Source organism: Nocardiopsis xinjiangensis YIM 90004, from assembly GCF_000341145.1.
Taxonomy (GTDB): Bacteria; Actinomycetota; Actinomycetes; order Streptosporangiales; family Streptosporangiaceae; genus Nocardiopsis; species Nocardiopsis xinjiangensis.
Map to the genome: position 1 here is coordinate 1 of NZ_ANBE01000027.1, position 16,404 is coordinate 16,404.

General features: G+C 68.6%; 20 protein-coding genes. 11 read left to right on the plus strand and 9 right to left on the minus strand.

Annotated elements, in window-relative coordinates; genetic code table 11:
• The first annotated feature begins 79 nt into the window (after nt 1-79).
• From D473_RS0113545 to D473_RS0113565, 5 genes are all read left to right on the plus strand, one after another.
• Nucleotides 80-991 carry a cation diffusion facilitator family transporter gene (locus D473_RS0113545; RefSeq protein ID WP_017609604.1) on the plus strand — a complete coding sequence of 304 codons (912 nt, stop codon included), beginning with the start codon at nt 80-82 and terminating at the stop codon, nt 989-991.
• Nucleotides 992-1,286: 295 nt separating this feature from the next.
• The gene (locus tag D473_RS0113550; RefSeq protein WP_017609605.1) at nt 1,287-2,576 is read left to right on the plus strand and encodes a TrkH family potassium uptake protein; all 1,290 of its coding nucleotides are present in this window, start codon (nt 1,287-1,289) and stop codon (nt 2,574-2,576) included.
• A 53-nt stretch (nt 2,577-2,629) separates the two neighbouring features.
• On the plus strand, nt 2,630-3,304 hold the full coding sequence (locus tag D473_RS0113555; RefSeq protein WP_017609606.1) for a potassium channel family protein: 675 nt from the start codon (nt 2,630-2,632) through the stop codon (nt 3,302-3,304).
• Between the two features lie 57 nt (nt 3,305-3,361).
• Complete coding sequence (locus D473_RS0113560; RefSeq protein WP_026126921.1) at nt 3,362-4,363, plus strand: metal ABC transporter substrate-binding protein; 1,002 nt, start codon at nt 3,362-3,364, stop codon at nt 4,361-4,363.
• A 285-nt stretch (nt 4,364-4,648) separates the two neighbouring features.
• Entirely contained in the window at nt 4,649-4,882 is a 234-nt protein-coding gene (locus D473_RS0113565; protein ID WP_017609608.1) for a DUF397 domain-containing protein, read from the plus strand.
• A 188-nt stretch (nt 4,883-5,070) separates the two neighbouring features.
• Here the strand turns inward: D473_RS0113565 and D473_RS0113570 are convergent, their stop codons facing one another.
• Nucleotides 5,071-5,928 (minus strand): helix-turn-helix domain-containing protein, encoded by an 858-nt coding sequence (locus D473_RS0113570; protein WP_017609609.1) that lies wholly within the window; start codon nt 5,926-5,928, stop codon nt 5,071-5,073.
• 291 nt (nt 5,929-6,219) lie between these two features.
• A complete protein-coding gene (locus D473_RS28440; RefSeq protein WP_017609610.1) occupies nt 6,220-6,717 on the minus strand; it encodes an ATP-binding protein in 498 nt (165 codons plus the stop codon).
• A 277-nt stretch (nt 6,718-6,994) separates the two neighbouring features.
• Here D473_RS28440 and D473_RS0113580 point away from each other — a divergent pair, with 277 nt between their 5' ends.
• From D473_RS0113580 to D473_RS0113595, 3 genes are all read left to right on the plus strand, one after another.
• Entirely contained in the window at nt 6,995-7,753 is a 759-nt protein-coding gene (locus D473_RS0113580) for an SDR family oxidoreductase (protein WP_026126922.1), read from the plus strand.
• A gap of 219 nt (nt 7,754-7,972) precedes the next feature.
• Nucleotides 7,973-8,371: a VOC family protein gene (locus D473_RS0113585; RefSeq protein ID WP_017609612.1), complete on the plus strand. Its 399-nt coding sequence runs from the start codon at nt 7,973-7,975 to the stop codon at nt 8,369-8,371.
• 241 nt (nt 8,372-8,612) lie between these two features.
• The gene (locus tag D473_RS0113595; protein ID WP_017609613.1) at nt 8,613-9,215 is read left to right on the plus strand and encodes a class I SAM-dependent methyltransferase; all 603 of its coding nucleotides are present in this window, start codon (nt 8,613-8,615) and stop codon (nt 9,213-9,215) included.
• A gap of 31 nt (nt 9,216-9,246) precedes the next feature.
• On the opposite strand, the gene D473_RS0113600 is transcribed toward D473_RS0113595, so the two are convergent.
• The 4 genes from D473_RS0113600 to D473_RS0113615 all read right to left on the minus strand — a co-directional run bounded on the left by D473_RS0113600 (nt 9,247) and on the right by D473_RS0113615 (nt 12,319).
• The gene (locus D473_RS0113600; RefSeq protein WP_026126923.1) at nt 9,247-10,188 is read right to left on the minus strand and encodes a serine hydrolase; all 942 of its coding nucleotides are present in this window, start codon (nt 10,186-10,188) and stop codon (nt 9,247-9,249) included.
• A gap of 159 nt (nt 10,189-10,347) precedes the next feature.
• A complete protein-coding gene (locus tag D473_RS0113605) occupies nt 10,348-10,965 on the minus strand; it encodes an energy-coupling factor transporter transmembrane component T family protein (protein WP_017609615.1) in 618 nt (205 codons plus the stop codon).
• Nucleotides 10,962-11,693 carry an energy-coupling factor ABC transporter ATP-binding protein gene (locus tag D473_RS0113610; protein ID WP_017609616.1) on the minus strand — a complete coding sequence of 244 codons (732 nt, stop codon included), beginning with the start codon at nt 11,691-11,693 and terminating at the stop codon, nt 10,962-10,964. The genes D473_RS0113605 and D473_RS0113610 overlap by 4 nt, the downstream gene beginning before the upstream one ends.
• Nucleotides 11,693-12,319: a biotin transporter BioY gene (locus tag D473_RS0113615; protein ID WP_017609617.1), complete on the minus strand. Its 627-nt coding sequence runs from the start codon at nt 12,317-12,319 to the stop codon at nt 11,693-11,695. The genes D473_RS0113610 and D473_RS0113615 overlap by 1 nt, the downstream gene beginning before the upstream one ends.
• A 253-nt stretch (nt 12,320-12,572) precedes the next feature.
• On the opposite strand from D473_RS0113615, the gene D473_RS0113620 reads away from it, so the two are divergent.
• The 3 genes from D473_RS0113620 to D473_RS0113630 all read left to right on the plus strand — a co-directional run bounded on the left by D473_RS0113620 (nt 12,573) and on the right by D473_RS0113630 (nt 13,654).
• The gene (locus tag D473_RS0113620) at nt 12,573-12,758 is read left to right on the plus strand and encodes a hypothetical protein (protein WP_017609618.1); all 186 of its coding nucleotides are present in this window, start codon (nt 12,573-12,575) and stop codon (nt 12,756-12,758) included.
• Complete coding sequence (locus tag D473_RS0113625) at nt 12,755-13,015, plus strand: type II toxin-antitoxin system RelE family toxin (protein WP_017609619.1); 261 nt, start codon at nt 12,755-12,757, stop codon at nt 13,013-13,015. The genes D473_RS0113620 and D473_RS0113625 overlap by 4 nt, the downstream gene beginning before the upstream one ends.
• A gap of 102 nt (nt 13,016-13,117) precedes the next feature.
• Nucleotides 13,118-13,654, plus strand: a complete 537-nt coding sequence (locus D473_RS0113630; RefSeq protein ID WP_017609620.1) for a DinB family protein — start codon at nt 13,118-13,120, stop codon at nt 13,652-13,654.
• Between the two features lie 105 nt (nt 13,655-13,759).
• Here the strand turns inward: D473_RS0113630 and D473_RS0113635 are convergent, their stop codons facing one another.
• From D473_RS0113635 to D473_RS0113645, 3 genes are read right to left on the minus strand one after another with little or no spacing between them, the layout of a single operon-like run.
• The gene (locus D473_RS0113635) at nt 13,760-14,407 is read right to left on the minus strand and encodes an RraA family protein (RefSeq protein ID WP_017609621.1); all 648 of its coding nucleotides are present in this window, start codon (nt 14,405-14,407) and stop codon (nt 13,760-13,762) included.
• Between the two features lie 34 nt (nt 14,408-14,441).
• On the minus strand, nt 14,442-15,848 hold the full coding sequence (locus tag D473_RS0113640; protein WP_017609622.1) for a TRAP transporter large permease: 1,407 nt from the start codon (nt 15,846-15,848) through the stop codon (nt 14,442-14,444).
• Entirely contained in the window at nt 15,845-16,399 is a 555-nt protein-coding gene (locus D473_RS0113645; RefSeq protein WP_017609623.1) for a TRAP transporter small permease subunit, read from the minus strand. The genes D473_RS0113640 and D473_RS0113645 overlap by 4 nt, the downstream gene beginning before the upstream one ends.
• Between the last annotated feature and the right edge of the window lie 5 nt (nt 16,400-16,404).

Consider the following 16,404-nt stretch of genomic DNA (forward strand, 5'->3'; position numbering starts at 1 on the left):
ATTGTACAAAGTTTGGTGTATAGACAGCTGAGGCTGTATAAACAGTGGCGGCTGAACTGTTCCTGAGAAAGGTACACACATGGGTGCAGGGCACGATCACGGACACGTGACCGCCGGGGCCGCCAACCGCGGCCGCCTGGCGATCGTTCTGGGGATGATGCTCACCGTCGCGGTCGTGCAGGTCATCGGCGCCGCCTACAGCGGAAGCCTGGCCCTGCTCGCCGACGCCGGACACACCGTCACCGACTCCCTCGGGGTCGGGCTCGCCCTCGTCGCGGTCTGGATCGCCGCCAAACCCGCGACCGACCGGCGTACCTTCGGCTACCAGCGCGCCGAGGTCCTCGCCGCCGCCGCCAACGCGCTCATGCTGTTCGCGCTGTTCGGGTTCATCGCCTACGAGGCCCTCAACCGCCTCCAGGAACCGGCACAGGTCTCAGGTCCCGGCATGATGGCGGTGGCCGCCTTCGGCCTCGTCCTCAACGTCGCCGCCCTGTTCGTACTGCGTTCCGGGGCCAAGGAGAGCCTCAACGTCAAGGGCGCCTACTTGGAGGTCATGGGCGACGCCCTGGCCTCGGCCGGGGTCATCGTCGGCGGCGCGATCGTGTGGCTGAGCGGCTGGAGCTGGGTCGACACCGCCGTGTCCCTGCTCATCGCCGCGATCATCGTGCCGCGCGCCTGGTCGCTGCTGCGCGATGCCGTGCACGTGCTGTTGGAGGCCACGCCCAAGGACATGGATCTGGCCGAGGTCCGTGAACACATGCTGGGTCACCCCTCGGTCGTGGACGTGCACGACCTGCATGCCTGGACCATCACCTCCGGTGTCCCGGTCATGTCGGCGCACGTGGTGGTGCGCGAGGAGGATCTGGCCGACACCGGGCGCATGCTCGACCAGCTCCACGCCTGTCTGTCGGGGCACTTCGACGTCGAGCACTCCACCCTCCAGCTCGAACCGCCGGGCCACTTCGACCACGAGGGCGCCCGCCACCCCTGACACTCCGGCCAGGGGTGGCGGGCCCGGGCCGGCACGGGCGGAACGGTCGTTCGTGGTCCGCTGAGCAGCGCAGCTCTGGCAGAATTCCTCCGGGCCACACCGATGAGGAGGTAAAGGTGACACCCGCGTATTCCAGGGCACGAACGTGACCCGCGAGCCGGCGCTCGCCCCGAACACGCTCTTGCGCCGCTTGTTCGGGCGCCCCAGGGCCGAGCGGCCGAGCCCCTCCGTTTTCCCTCGGCGCCTACCGAACGAGGGGAAAGGCGGGCTCCAGCCCGCGCGGGTCTTCCTCCTGATGTTCGTGGCCGTGGATCTCCTCGGAACCGGGCTCCTGCTCACACCGGCCGCATCGGCGGGCTCGGAGAACCTCACCTTCGTCGAGGCCCTCTTCACCTCCACCACGGCACTGGCCGTGTGCGGGCTCAGCATCATCTCCATCGGCAGTGACCTCACGCACTTCGGTCAAGGCCTCGTGATGGTACTCATGCAGATCGGCGGCATGGGCATCATGACCTTGGCCGCGCTGCTCGGCACAGCGGTGGTCCACAGGTTCGGCCTCAGGATGCAGCTCAACGTACAGGCCGAGACCAAGAGTCTCTGGGTCGGTGACGTGCGCGGACTGGTCAGCCGGGTGGCTTTCATCTTCGTCGTGGTCCAGAGCCTCACCTTCGTCCTGATCACTCCGCGGATGTGGCTCGGTTACGACATGGAATTACGAGAGGCGCTCTACACCGGCCTCTTCCACTCCGTTTCCGCTTTCAACAATGCCGGGCTCTCCCTGTACGACGACAGCATGAGCCGCTTCTCGGGCGATGCCCTGATCCTCTTTCCCATCGCGCTGGCCGTGATTCTGGGCGGCATCGGCTTTCCGGTCATCATCGAGCTCTGGCGGCGTTTCCGTCTCCCCAAGACGTGGAGCCTGCACACCAAGATCACCCTGACCACCTCCGCCGTACTCCTGGTCGGCGCGTGCCTGCTCGTCCCGGTCCTGGAATGGAACAATCCCCAGACCCTCGGCCAACTCCACTGGTGGAACCGCATCACCGACGGTTTCTTCCACGGGGTCATGCCCCGCAGCGGCGGGCTGAATGTGACGGACACGGGCGCGATGGAGGATTCCACCCTTCTGTTCACGATCATGCTCATGTTCGTGGGAGGGGGCAGCGCGGGCACGGCCGGCGGTATCAAGGTCACCACGCTCGCCATCATCTTCTGTGTGGTCCTCGCCGAGGTCCGCTCCCACGACCAGGTGCACGTCTACGACCGCCAGCTTCCCTCTGCGGTGATCCGGCACTCGTTGAGTCTGATCTTCATGTCGGCCACGGTGGTCGCGTTCTGCACTCTGCTCCTGTTGGCCACCACCACGTACAACCTCCTGCCCGTTCTGTTCGAGATGGCCTCGGCCGTCGGTGTGGTCGGCCTCTCCACCGGCCTGACGCCCGAGCTGCCCTCATGGGCCCAAGTGATGATCATCGTGCTCATGATCGCCGGACGGCTCGGGCCCATCACCTTCGTCACCGCGCTCGCCATGAGCGACCGAAAACGCCGCTACGCCTTGGCTCAGGATCGGCCGATCGTCGGCTGACCTGCCGGGCCCGTTCTTTTCCACCTCGACAGGAGAAACAGGAGAAAACCGCAATGTCTCACCGAAGGAGCCGTGACAAGGACAGAGGCGTCCTGGTCATCGGCCTGGGCCGCTTCGGCAGCTCTATGTCCCTGGAGTTGGTCAACCACGGCTGGGAGGTGCTCGCCGTGGACACCAGCTCGCGGCGTGTCCAGCACTTCGCGGACTCCCTCACCCACACCGTGGTGGCCGACGCCACCGACGAAGAGGCCCTCCGCCAGATCGGGGCGCAGCAGTTCACCCGGGCGGTGGTGGCGATCGGCACCCACCTGGAGGAGAGCATCCTCACCACGTCCTTGCTCGTCGACCTGGGCATCGACCTCATCTGGGCCAAGGCCACCAGCCGCCGCCACGGACGCATCCTCGAACAGGTGGGAGCCCACCGTGTGGTCCTGCCGGAACACGACATGGGCGAGCGCGTCGCCCATCTCATGTCGGGACGCGTCCTGGACTACGTGGAGATCGAGGAGGGCTTCTCCCTCATCAAGACACCCACGCCGCGTCGCCTGCAGGGGGTCTCCTTGAGTGAGTCAGGCATCCGAAAGGAGTTCGGGGTCACCGTGGTCTCGGTCAAGCACTCGGGATATCCGTTCACCTACGCCACGCAACAGACCGTGCTCGACTCGGGTGACCTCATCGTCGTCGCAGGACGGACCAAGGACGTCGAACGCTTCTCCGAGGTCCCCTGAGAACCAAGATGAGTCGGACAAATTGACAACCGTTTTCATTTTCCTGATCATTGGGGGATGCGAACAGGGACCACCGTGCGGACCGCTGCCCTCGGCGCCGCGACACTGATGATGCTCACCGCCTGCGGCGGGCAGGAAACCGGATCGAACGGCACCTCTGCCGAAGATGCGCAGTTGACCCTGGTCACCGGCGTCTATCCCCTCGAATGGCTGGCCACCGAGATCGGCGGCGACCGCGTCGCCGTCAGCCAGCTCACCGAGCCGGGCGCCGAACCGCACGACCTGGAGCTGACCGGACGCCAGATCGGAGAGGTCAGCCAGGCCGACATCGCCTTCTACGTCCCCGGCCTCCAACCGGCCGTGGACGAGGCCGTGGAGCAGGAGGCCTCCGGCAACGCACTCGACGTGAGTGAAACCGTCGACCTGCTTCCCGCCGAGGAGACCCAGGGCGGCGACGACCACGACCATGGGCACGACCACGGGGACGAAGGCCACGACCACGGGGACGAGAGCGGGGACGAAGGCCACGACCACGGCCCCGACGACCCGCACTTCTGGCTCGACACCGAGCGTATGGACGAGGTCGCGACCGCACTGGCCGAGCGCATGGGCGAGGTCGACCCCGAGGGCGCCGACAGCTACGAGGCCAACGCCGAACAGGCCTCGCAGACGCTCACCGCCATCGACGAGGAGTACGAGCAGAACCTGGCCTCCTGCGATCAGCGCGACGTCGTGGTCGGCCACACCGCCTTCACCTACCTCACCGAGGCCCACGGCCTCGAGCAGGTGGGCCTGAGCGGCGTCGACCCCGACACCGAGCCCTCCCCCGCCCAGATCGCCGAGATCTCCGACATCGTGGAAGAGCGCGACATCGACACGATCTTCACCGAGCCCCTCATGCCGGCCGGGACCACCGACACCATCGCCGGGGAGACCGGCGCCGAGGTGGAGGTGCTCGACCCGCTGGAGGGTGTCACCGAGGACTCCCCCGGCGACGACTACCCCTCGATCATGCGCGGCAACCTCGAGACGCTGACCGGCGCGCTCGGGTGCGACTGAGCCGGAGCCGGTGAGCACCCGCGGGGGGGGGGGGGGGCGGTCGCCCCCCCCCCCCCGTCGGCCGTTCGAGCGGCGCACACCCGCGACCCGTGGCTACGCCCGCCCTCGCACGGGGCACCGCGCGGAGCGCTCTTCCGTCAGCGGTGATTACATCGCGCTTACATCCCTGGAAACCCCCGGACAAGTGGCCGAGGTCACGCTATGCTTATGAAAATGTCAGTGCGCATGCACGTGCATCTGGCAGTGCATTCGCACGCGACTTTCCCCTCGAGAGAAGGAGCAAGCATGTCTGCACACAACGGCATCAGCGCGACCGAGCTGTCCGGGGCCGCTTGGCAGAAGGCGCGCCGGAGCAACTCCCAGGGCGCCTGTGTCGAGATGGCCCGGCTCGGAAACGGGTCCATCGCCGTGCGCAACTCCCGTTTCCCGGCCGGTCCGGCCCTGGTCTACACGCAGGAAGAGATCGACTGCCTGATCCTGGGCGCCAAGGACGGGGACTTCGACAACCTCCTCGGCTGACGCTCGGCCCGGACCTCAGAACACGGGTGGACTCGCGGGGTCGCTTCCCGGCCGGCGCGCGGCCGGGAAGCGACCCCGCCCCCCTATGCAGCCCGGTTCCCGGTCACGGCACCGGCCCCCACGGGAGGCCCCGGGGCACACGTCGGCCGCCCGGAAGAACCGGCGTTCGGGCACGCAGGGGCAGGGCTTCAGCCGGAGGAGCGGCCCTTCTCCAGGTCGTCGAGGATCTGCTCGAGCATCTCCCAGGTCTGTTCAGGGGTCGCGGCAGCCACACTCAACCCCGTCATGGCCTTGGTGTAGGCCTCCACCACCGGGCGGCGGTCGACGATCTCCGCGCCCGTCAGGTTCTCCAGGTAGACCAGGTCGGAGAGCTCGAACTCCGAGTACCGCAGGATCGTGAAGGAACCGGCCTCGGCGGCGTGCACGCCGGCGGAGAAGGGCACGATCTGGATCGTGATGTTGGAGTAGTTCTCGGCCAGGTCGATGAGGCGGCGGATCTGGCCGCTCATGATGCGCAGGCCCTCTTCGGTCTGTCCGCCGACGGGACGGCGGACCGCGGCCTCGTCGAGGATCACCCACATGCGCATCTTCTCGTCGATCTCGACGCGCTGCTGTCTCTCGAGCCTGGCCTGGATGCGCTGCTCGGTGACCTCGTCGGAGGCTCCACCTGCGGAAATGACCTCACGCACGTAGGGTTCGGTCTGCAACAGCCCCGGAACGAACTGGGACTCGTAGACCCGGATGTGGTCGGCGGCCTCCTCGAAACCCACGTACCGCGTGAACCACTTGTGCAGTGAGTCGCCGTAGCGTTTCCACCACCCGGGTTCGTTGGACTCCTTCGCGATCTGCAGGTAAGCCTTCATCCGTGCACGGTCTGTGACCCCGTACATCTTCAGGAGGTCCTCGATATCGCGCACTTTGAAACCGACGCGGCCCAGTTCCATACGGCTGATCTTCGATGCGGAGGCGCGAATGCGCTCACCCGCGTCCTCGCGTGAGATACCGCGCGCTTCACGATACTCACGCAGCTCGTGGCCGAGGAGCATGCGACGCACAGTGGGGCCGCTCCCCGCACGCAATCGAGCGATATCCACGTTCGCCGCCTCTCTGTCATTCCGCTGCACAAGAGTATCCGAGTTCGGGAGAGTTCGGGGGTGCCAACGGGAGACTACACATACACGACAGGGCCATTACGGAGCGAGCCCTCCGACCGAGGTCGCCTCCTCCCGGACCGGTCGGCCCACCGCGTTCGCCGGACCCCTGTGGGAGAGACCGGTTCACCGCCGGCCGGGGTCCGTGCTCGGGGCGCCGCACCGCGGGTGCGCGCCCTCGAGGGTTCACACGAATTGCGCCCAGACGAACTTTCCGCCGGGCTGTGTGGGAATCACCCCCCACTCTCGCGCGAAAGCGCTCACCAAGGCAAGCCCTCGCCCGCCTTCCAGGGCGAGGTCGGTCTGCCTTCTACGGGGCAAGGCATCAGATCCATCACGAACCGCACAGATGAATTCTCGACCGCTACGCATGAGAGAGAGCTGAATATCCCGGCCGCGGGGCAAGGCCGAGTCCTCGGGTGCTCCATGGCGGACGGCATTGGTCACCAATTCGGAAACGACGAGCATGACGCCCCCCGACAAGTACTGCATCCCCCATTCGTGCAGAAGGACCTCGGAAATCTCACGAGCGACACCGACCGTATGGGGGCGCGGGTCGAAGGTCCACGTGACGGCGTCGTGGGTGTCGCCGCAGACGGGAGTGTTCCAGCGCCGGGACCCGTGCGTGAGGACCTTGAGCCACCACCCTCGAGCGGGGTCGGTGATCGCCTCCGCGCACTCCATAACCTTCCACCCCTCTCCGGGTGCGTGCCCGTGCACGGGTCTTTTGCACGTGCACCTGACTCTTACAGGCAATCGTAATCCACGGTCTGCCAAAGATCAGGGAAACCGGGAACCCGGCGCATGTGTGCTGACGAACCCCTGGTCGCGGCGTCCGAAAAAGTTGCCGGCACGTCGCTCGCCCCCTCCGGAAAGGCACCCCGGTCGCTTACCGACCGACAGGCATGGAGATAGTATTCCCCCCGCGCCCACCGCGTGAAAGATGGAGGTACACGCAGTTATGTCCGCAACACCTCGAGTGGCGATCGTGACCGGAGCGGCCCGCGGGATCGGAGCCGCCACCGCCGAGCGTCTCGCACGTGAGGGCCGAGCCGTCGCCGTGCTGGACCTGAAGGAAGCAGAAGCCCAGGAGGTCGTCGACCGCATCACGGCCGGGGGCGGCACCGCCCTGGCCGTGGGCTGCGACGTCTCCGACCCCGACCAGGTCGACACCGCCGTCGGGACCGTGGCCGAGCGCCTGGGCCCGCCCGCGATCCTGGTCAACAACGCCGGGGTCCTGCGGGACAACCTCCTCTTCAAGATGTCGGTGGAGGACTGGGACACCGTCATGAACGTGCACCTGCGCGGTGCGTTCCTCATGAGCAAGGCCGCCCAGGCGCACATGACCGAGCAGGGGTGGGGCCGCATCGTCAACCTCTCCAGCTCCTCCGCCCAGGGCAACCGCGGCCAGGCCAACTACTCCACCGCCAAGGCCGGCCTGCAGGGCTTCACCAAGACCCTCTCCGTCGAGCTCGGCAAGTTCGGCGTGACCTGCAACGCCGTCGCCCCCGGCTTCGTCGAGACCGCGATGACGCGCGCCACCGCCGAGCGCATCGGGGTCAACTTCGACGACATGAAGTCCTTCAAGGAGGCGGAGATCCCCGTCCGCCGCGCGGGTCAGCCCGAGGACATCGCCAACACGATCTCCTTCCTCACCAGTGAGGACGCCGGGTACGTGTCCGGCCAGGTCATCTACGTCGCGGGTGGTCCGCTGGACTGAAGGCTGCGCCTGGGCTCCTGGGTTCCTGGGCGAACGGTGCGCGGTGCCCCCATCGGAGTGTTCCGGCGGGGGCACCGCCGTGAGTGGTGCCGGGGCTCGAGTTCGGGAAAGCTGCGGGAACCGACCGGAACCGGTGAGGCAGCCCCGGTGGAGCGGGCGTTCACGTGGATTGTCGGCGCCCGGAGATAAGGTCAGCGTCCGCGATGAGAGGAGCCGTCCATGGCGCTTCGCTGGTACACCACCGTGATCGAGGCACGCGACCACCGGGCGCTCGGTGCCTGGTGGTCCCGGGCCATCGGTTGGGACATCCGTTTCGACACCGAGGAAGAGGTTGTCCTGGTGCCGCCGTGGGCCGGGGAGCTCGGCCCGACGCTGCCCTTCCACCAGGTGCCGCCGGGGCTGGTGTTCGTGCCGGTCGAGCACGACAAGGGAGCCAAGAACCGGCTGCACCTGGACTTCGCCCCGCACGTGGACGACGACCGGGACGCCGAGATCGAGCGCCTGCTCACCATGGGTGCCACCCGGGTGGACGTGGGCCAGACCGGCGAGCACCCCTGGGACGTGCTCGCCGACCCCGACGGAAACGAGTTCTGCATCCTCTCCTCCCGCGAGGAATGACTGCCTCAGTCCGGCCCCGGTGAGCTGCCAGCGGGTGGAACCGTGGTCTCGTCGTGCTCCCCGGACGCCTCGATGGCCTCGGTGACCTCCGTGACCAGCTCTTCGAGGAGCGCGACCCCGGCGGCGGGCCCCGCATGTGTCTCCGGTGATTTCCGGGAGCGGGGGTGGCCGGTGCCGGTCGGAGCAACGCCCTCCTCCCGCCCGTCGGTGAACGTGGACGCCGGCGGCTAGCCTCCGGTGCATGAGTAGAACGACACGGTGGTTCACCGAGACCGAAGAAGGCCATTCCCAGTGGTACATCGAGCGCTTCCGCGCGATGGCGGCCGAAGGAGCCGACCTGGTCGGGGAAGCACGTCTGATGGACGCGATGCTGCCCCGCGCGGCCCGGGTGCTCGACGCCGGATGCGGGCCCGGCCGTCTCGCGGGTGAGCTGCACAGCCGTGGCCACCAGGCCGTCGGGGTCGACGTCGACCCCGCGCTGATCGGGGCCGCCGAGCAGGACCATCCCGGGCCGACCTACGCGGTCGCCGATCTGGCCGACCTGGACCTGGCAGCGCACGGGATCGGGGAACCGTTCGACGCCGCGGTCCTGGCCGGCAACGTGATGTGCTTCGTGGCGCCCGGCTCCGAGACCGACGTGCTGTCCTCGGTGGCACGCCACGTCCGGGCCGACGGGTTCGTCGTCGTGGGTTTCGGGCTCGACCGTACGCTCACGATCGAACAGTTCGACCAGCACGTGGCCGCCGCCGGGCTGAGGGTGGAGCACCGTTTCGCGACCTGGGACCTGAAGGCGTGGTCGGAAGGGGCCGGCTTCGCCGTGAGTGTGCTGCGGCACCGGGTCTGAGACTCGGCCGCCCCGCCCCCGCCCGCGCCGCTCAGCGGGCGGGGCGCGCCTCGTCGGCCTCGGCGCCCTCCTCCATGGCGCCGGTGACGCGCACGACCACGTCCTCGACCATCGCGATGCCGCTCCCGTAATCGGAGAGGCCGTCGGAGAGCACCGCGAGGAGGTACTCGCGGTCCTGCCCGGCGACGTAGCCCACGGAGTTGATCGTCCACAGGCCGCCGTCGTCCTCGCGGGGGGTCCACCCGTTCTTGAGCCCGACCGTGTCGTCGGGCCCGGCAACCGCGGCCACGCCCCACACCTGTTCGGGTGCGACCGACTCCATGAACCCCCGGACCTCGGCACGGCCCTCCCGGGTCAGCGGCCCCTCCTCCAGGTAGAGGGCGCGCAGGAGCCGGATCTGGTCGGAGGCGGTCGTCGTCGTCGAACCCCATCTCCCTCCCGGGTGCGGTTCGGTGCCGTGCAGGCCGAACGCCTCGGCGCCCTCCTGGAACCCCTCCGTGAAGCCGATGCGGTCGTAGAGGTCGTCGGTGACCTCGTTGTCGCTGTAACGGATCATCTGCTCGGCCTGGGCGCGCTCGCCGTCGGTGAGGTCACGGCCCTCCTGTTCGGCGGTGCGCACCAGCATGGCCAGAACCGACAGCTTGGCCACGCTCGCGGCCGGGAAGCGGGTGTGGGCTCCGTGGCTGAAGGTCGCACCGGTGCGCAGGTCCTGCACCGCCAGGCCGAAATCGTGGCTCTCGGCCAGGACATCGAGTTCGGCGGTGAGTTCGGTGCGGCGTTCGGTCCCGAGCGGGACCTGCCCGGAGGGCTCGGCGACCGGGTCGAAGGGTTCGAGAGCGACGTCGTCCCAGGTGACCAGGGCCTCGACCATCCGTGGATCGGGATGGGAGGGGGCGCCCGAAGCGGGCAGGGCGACCAACATGGCAAGAGCGGTCACGGATGCCACGGCGGTGTTGGTCCGGGCTCGGGGCATGGCGGGGGGACGCCGAAGCACGGTATCACCGGGTTCATCGACGGGGAGAGCAGGTGTTGTGCCGCCATTATTCACCCGAAAGGGACGGAAGGCACCCACTCGATGCCGAATCGGTACCGCGTCTCACGGACCGGTCGAGAGCACGTGCTTCAACAGGATTCAGGTTTCCCGTTCGCCCTCGTCCATGCCGCGCGCCACCAACGCCTCACCGGTCGCCTCGGCCATCCGCAGCAACTGCACGATCACCGGGACCACGATCAGGTGGGGTCGTCCGGAGAGCCCGCGGGCCAGATACCCCTCGCGGGCGGCCCGCCAGGCCTGACCGACCATCGGGATCGAGCGCACGGTGAGGGCGAGCACCAGTCCGACCCGGTCGGGGTCAACACCCACGTGCCGTAGGGGACGGGCCAGGCGCTGGAACAGCTCGAGCATCGCGCTCACCCGTGTGGTGAGCGTGACGGCGTTGGCCAGCAGGACGAGCGCGGCGAGCTGGGCGCCCAGGCGTACGGCCTCGGTCCACTCCCCCACCAGGACCTGGAACACGGCGATGCCCAGCAGGAACGGCCACAGCACCCGCACCACCCGGTAGGCGCGGCGCAACGACAGGCGTGCCACGGGGTAGAGGACCAGGGCCAGGACCAGGGCGGCGAGCGAGACCCACAGGTGGGCGGCGGCGATCAGGACGACGCCCACGAGCAGCAGGGTGAGGAGTTTGGCCCCGGCCGGGACCCGGTGGAGGGGACCCGCGCCGGGGACGTAGAGGCCGACCGCGCTCACGTACGGCCGCCGGGCAGGTCCGGTGGGTCCGGGGCGGCCGGATCGTCGGCCGCGGCGTCCATGAGGCGGGTGTAGAAGTCGATCGCCCCCGCCGGGGCACCGTCGTGCACCACCCGGCCGCCGTCCATGACCAGGACCCGGTCGAAGCCGGCGAGCAGGTCGAGGTCGTGGGTGAACAGGACGACACGCTGGTCCAGGGTGTCCAGGACCCGGTGCACCATACGGCTGTTGCGCAGGTCGAGCAGGGTGGTGGGTTCGTCGCAGACCAGTACCTCGGGCTCGGTGGCCAGGACCGAGGCGAGCGCGAGCATCTGGCGTTGGCCGCCCGAGAGCAGGTGCGCGGGGTGATCGCGGTGGCCGGCGAGCCCGTAGCGTTGCAGGATCCGGTCGACGCGGCGCTCGGTCTCGGCCCGGCCCGGTTTCAGCGGACGCAGTCCGACCTCCACGTCCTCGGCGACCGTGGGCATGATGATCTGGTTGGCGGCGTCGGAGAAGACGAACCCCACCCGGCGGCGGATCCGCCGGGCATGGCGGTGGGTGTTCCACTCCCCCAGCCACACCCGTCCCTCGTCGGGCAGGACGAGGCCGTTGAGGGTGCGGGCGAGCGTGGACTTGCCCGAACCGTTGGCGCCGATCACCCCGATGCGGTGCTCGGACAGCTCGAGGTCGATCCCGTGCAGGACCCGACGGCCGTCGTAGGCGTGGCTCACCCCTTCCAGGCGCAGCATCAGGAGCGGTCCTCCTCCACGGACGGCGTGAGCGGCCGGCCGGCGGGCGGGATCGGGTAGGCGCGGTGAACGGTCGCGGCGATCAGGGCCGTGAGGACCGCCTTGGCGAGGTCGCCCGGCAGGTAGACGGCGACGGCCAGGAGGGAAGCCAGGACGCCGTCGCCGAGCACGACCGCCATCCACGGGACCCCGACGGCGTAGATGACGAGCATGCCGCCGAGCACGTTGACGGCCGTGCCCCGCCAGAAACGGTACCGGCCGCTGCGGAGCATGAGATCGGTGAGCACGCCGATGACCAGGGCACCGAAGATCCACCCCACGACCATGCCGCCGGAGGGGCCGGCCAGCACCGCGAGACCGCCGCGTCCGCCGGCGAACAGGGGCAGGCCCGCCAGGCCGAGCACGATGAGGACCACGACCGCGAGGGTTCCGCGCTTCCAGCCGATGAGGGCGGGAACGAGCATGACGCCGAGGGTCTGGAGCGTGATCGGGACCGGCGAGAACGGGATCGGGATCGCCACGGACACGCTCAGGGCCGCGATGAGCGCGGCGAAAACGGCGATGAGGGCGAGGTCGCGGGCGGTCAGGCCCCGGTACCGGACATCGGTCCTCCGCTGCACAGGCATGGGTCTTCCCCTCGGGTGGGCGGTGGGAGGTCGAAACCAGGTTCATTGTGCGTCACGCGGAGGACCGGTGTGGAGGGCGGGGACCACAGTCCCGACCGCCGGGGCGTTGTGGGGACTCTCCTGTTGCCCGGGGCACAGAGCCCCGAGCGGAGGACAACATTCGGCGCAGCTCCCCTGGGAGCCGTCGAGCGCTCTGAACTGTCCCCAGGGTGCACGCGCTGCGCCGTGGTGTGTGGAAGGGAGCGACAAGACCATGACCGCTGAGCCCATCGAGCCCGACGACATGGCGTCCGAGCTGGCGGAGGCGTTGGCCTCCCGAGGCCTGGTGCTGGTGTCCGCCGAAGATCTCGAGGAGCTCGAAGACGCCGCCGACAGCGCAGCTGTCGAAGCTCGGGCGGACGAGGAGACCGTCACTTTCCGTCCCGAGGACTACGAGTGAGCGAGTACCACGTCGAGGTCACGGCCTCTGCCCGCGAAGAACTTCGGAAGCTCGACGGGATGGTACGGAAACGGGTCGCCACCGCAATCCGAGAACTGGCCGAGGACCCTCGTCCTGACGGGTGCAAGAAGCTCGAAGCCAGAGACGGGTACCGAATCCGTGTCGGCAACCTTCGTGTCGTATACACGGTGGGCGACGGTCGAATCACCATTGTTGTCATCAAGATCGGCGCCCGGGGCGACGTGTACGGACGCTGATACTCATTCATCCGCACATCCGAGACCGGTGCGCTCGGGGAAATGTCGTCGGTGTGGCGTAACGTCCGTACCGCCCATCACGTACGACTATCAGGAGCACCCATGAGCCGGTCAGCCACCGACACCACCAGCACACTCGACCGTGAGCGCGAGGCCGTGTTGGAGGTGCTCGCCGAGCAGCGCCGCTTCCTGCTCCACACCCTCCAGGGGCTGGACCAGGAGCAGGCCACCACCCGCACGACCGCGAGCGAGCTGACCCTCGCCGGTCTGGTCAAGCACCTCACCTCTGTGGAGCGGGGGTGGATGGACTTCATCGAACGGGGTGAGGACCTCGAAGCGGACCAGGCCTCCCCCGAAGCCCTCGAGCACCACGCTCGTACCTTCCGGCTCGTGGGTGAGGAGACGCTGGAGAGCGTGCTGGCCGACTACGAGCGGGCCGCGCGTGAGACCGAGGAGTACGTGCGCGCCCTGCCCGGCCTCGAGCGCGAGCACCAGCTCGCGCCGGCCCCCTGGTTGGAGGGCGAGGTGTTCTGGAGCGCCCGCAAGGTGCTGTTGCACCTGATCCGCGAGACCTCCCAGCACTGCGGGCACGCCGACATCATCCGCGAGACGCTCGACGGACAGAAGACCATGGGCTGAAGCCTCTGGCAGAAACGACCTCCTCCGGTCCGGGCCGCCCCCGGCAGACCCGGACCGGAGAAGGTCGGGCATGGGCCCGCGCGGGCTCATGCGCGCGAGCCCGTATCAGGGGCGGTGCTTGGCGGCCCCGGAGAACTCGGCGAGGGAGCCGCCGGCGGAGATCTTCTCCCGTGCCGGGATCTCGGCGTCCTCCTTGGACTTGAGCAGGTCACCCAGGCCCACCGCCTCCTCGGGTGTGAGGAAGGCGGCACCGTCGGAGTCGGCGAAGACGACGTCACCCGGGCGCACGACCGCGCCGGCGACGGAGACCGGCACGTTGATCGCGCCCTCGATCCCGCCGATGCGCGTGGTCAGCGGGCTGAACCCGCGCGAGATCACCGGGAAGTCGTAGGCGAGGGTCTCGTCGTGGTCGTTGACCGCCCCGTCGATCACCGCGCCGGCGGCGCCCCGGGCCTTGGCGGTGTAGGAGACCAGGCCGCCGAAGCACGAACGCTGCTGGTCACCGGACTGGTCCACGACGAGGACGTCACCGGGGCGCAGCATGTCGACGGCGATGTGGACCGCGGTGGAGTCCAGGTGCGGGATCCGCACGGTGACGGCCGTGCCGACGAACTTGAGCGGGCGCCGGTTCGGCCGCAGTCCCAGGGCGAAGCCGTGGTCCCGCAGGTGGCCGAGCGTGGAGACACAGGTCTGGCCGAGTTCGGCGACGATGCTGTCGTCGATCTGCCGCGGCATGTCGTTGATGGTGAACACAACTGTCCTTTCTCGGAAGGCAGCGCGGGACGGACTACTGCGCGCTGGAGAGTTCGGGGATGAAGGTGACGATGTCGGGCACCAGGATGAGCAGGGCCACGACCACGAGATCGGCGATGATGAACGGCACGATGCCGCGGAAGATGCGGCCCAGGCCGGCCTCCGGGACCGATCCGGAGTAGACGAACGCGTTCATCCCGACGGGCGGCGTGATCAGCGCCATCTCGGCGACCTTCACGATGAGCACACCCAGCCAGATGCCCTCGAAGCCGTAGCCGACCAGGATCGGGTGCAGCAGCGGCGCGGCGACGAGGATCATCGAGATGCCGTCGAGGAACATGCCCAGCGGCAGCAACAGCAGCAGGCAGAGCACCAGGACGACGTAGGGGTCCAGGTCGGCCGCGATGACGGCGTCCACCACCGCGGTGCTCGCCCCGGACAGGGCCAGGAAGTAGGTGAAGACCCCGGCGCCGAACATGAGGAGGAACGTCATGGCGGTCAGACCGACGGCTTCGGTGACCGACTCCTTGATCGCACGCAGCCAGCGGGGCGGCCGGGTACGGATGAGCAGGATGACGAACGCCGCCATCGCACCGAAGGAGGCCGCCTCGTTGGCGGTGGCCAGACCGAGGTAGATCGAACCGATCGAGACCAGGAAGATGACGCCCAGGAGCAGGACCCCGCTCAGGTCCAGCTTGGCTTGCGGGGTCTGTTCGTCCGCCGTCGCGGGCGTCCCGTCGGCCGTGGAGGACCCGCCGGCCGTGGAGGACCCGCCGACGGTCGCCGGTTCCTTCTCCTCCTGCACGGCCGCGCGGGCCTTGCGCTTGCGCCGGGCCAGGACCATCAGCACGATGGTGGCCGCATAGGTGAGGACCGTCAGCAGTCCGGGACCGAGCCCCGCCAGGAGCAGTTCCCCGATGCTTTCGTCGGTGACGACTCCGTACAGCACGAGCACGATGGACGGCGGGATGAGCACCCCGAGGGTGCCGCCGGCGCAGACGACCCCGGCCGCGAGACGGATCCCGTGCCCGGCCTTGACGATCGCGTCGGTGGAGACCCGCGCCATGGTGGCCACGGTCGCCACGCTGGACCCGGTCACCGCGGCGAAGAGGCCCGATCCGGACAGCGAGGCGACCGCTGCACCCCCGGGGAACCGGCGCAGTACCCGCGAGGCGAGGTCGAACCCCGCCTGGGCGAGTTGGGCGCGCACGGCGAACACACCCATGAGGATGAACAGCGGGATGATCGTCAGCGAGTAGTCGGCCGCCGTCGAGAAGGGCTGGTTGGCCGCCGTGCTGACCGCCGCGTCGGTACCGCGCATGAGGACGATACCGACCATGCCCGCCAACATGAGGGAGAACCCGACGTGGAGGCGGATCGCGAGCAGGCCCAGGAAGAGGACGAGGACGGCGATGACAATGAAGAGTGTCCCAGCGGTCATGGGGCGACCTCGCTGTCTCGTTCGTGGGTGGTGTGTGTGGCCGAGTAGGCCTGTTCGACGGCCGCCTCCACCTCATTGGTCTCGGGCACCTCGCCGGCGCGGAACGCACGGAACTCGAGGACTTCCTTCCAGACGGCCATCACGAAGAACAGCAGGAAGGAGACGAAGAGCACGAGCTTGGCCGGCCACGTCGCCAACCGGAGGATGTCATTGGTGGTCTCTCCGCGTTCGAGGGCACCGAGCATGACGTCGCCGAGCCCCCAGACGAGCAGGGCGCCGATGCCCAGCAACAGGACGGCTCTCACGCCCGAGAGCACCATCCGCGTCCGGAACCCGAAACGTGCTTCCAGAAGGGTGACCGAGACGTGCCTTCCGTCGATCTCGGCGGAGGCCAGGCCGAGGAAGGCGATGGCGACCAGGAGCAGGGTGGAGATGTCCACCGTTCCCAGTACCGACCGGCCGAACATGCTGCGACCGGCCACGTCGACGACGGTCAGGGTCATCAGGGCGAGAAGAAGCAGCCCGGCACTGAGGTTGAACACGGTCGACATCCCCC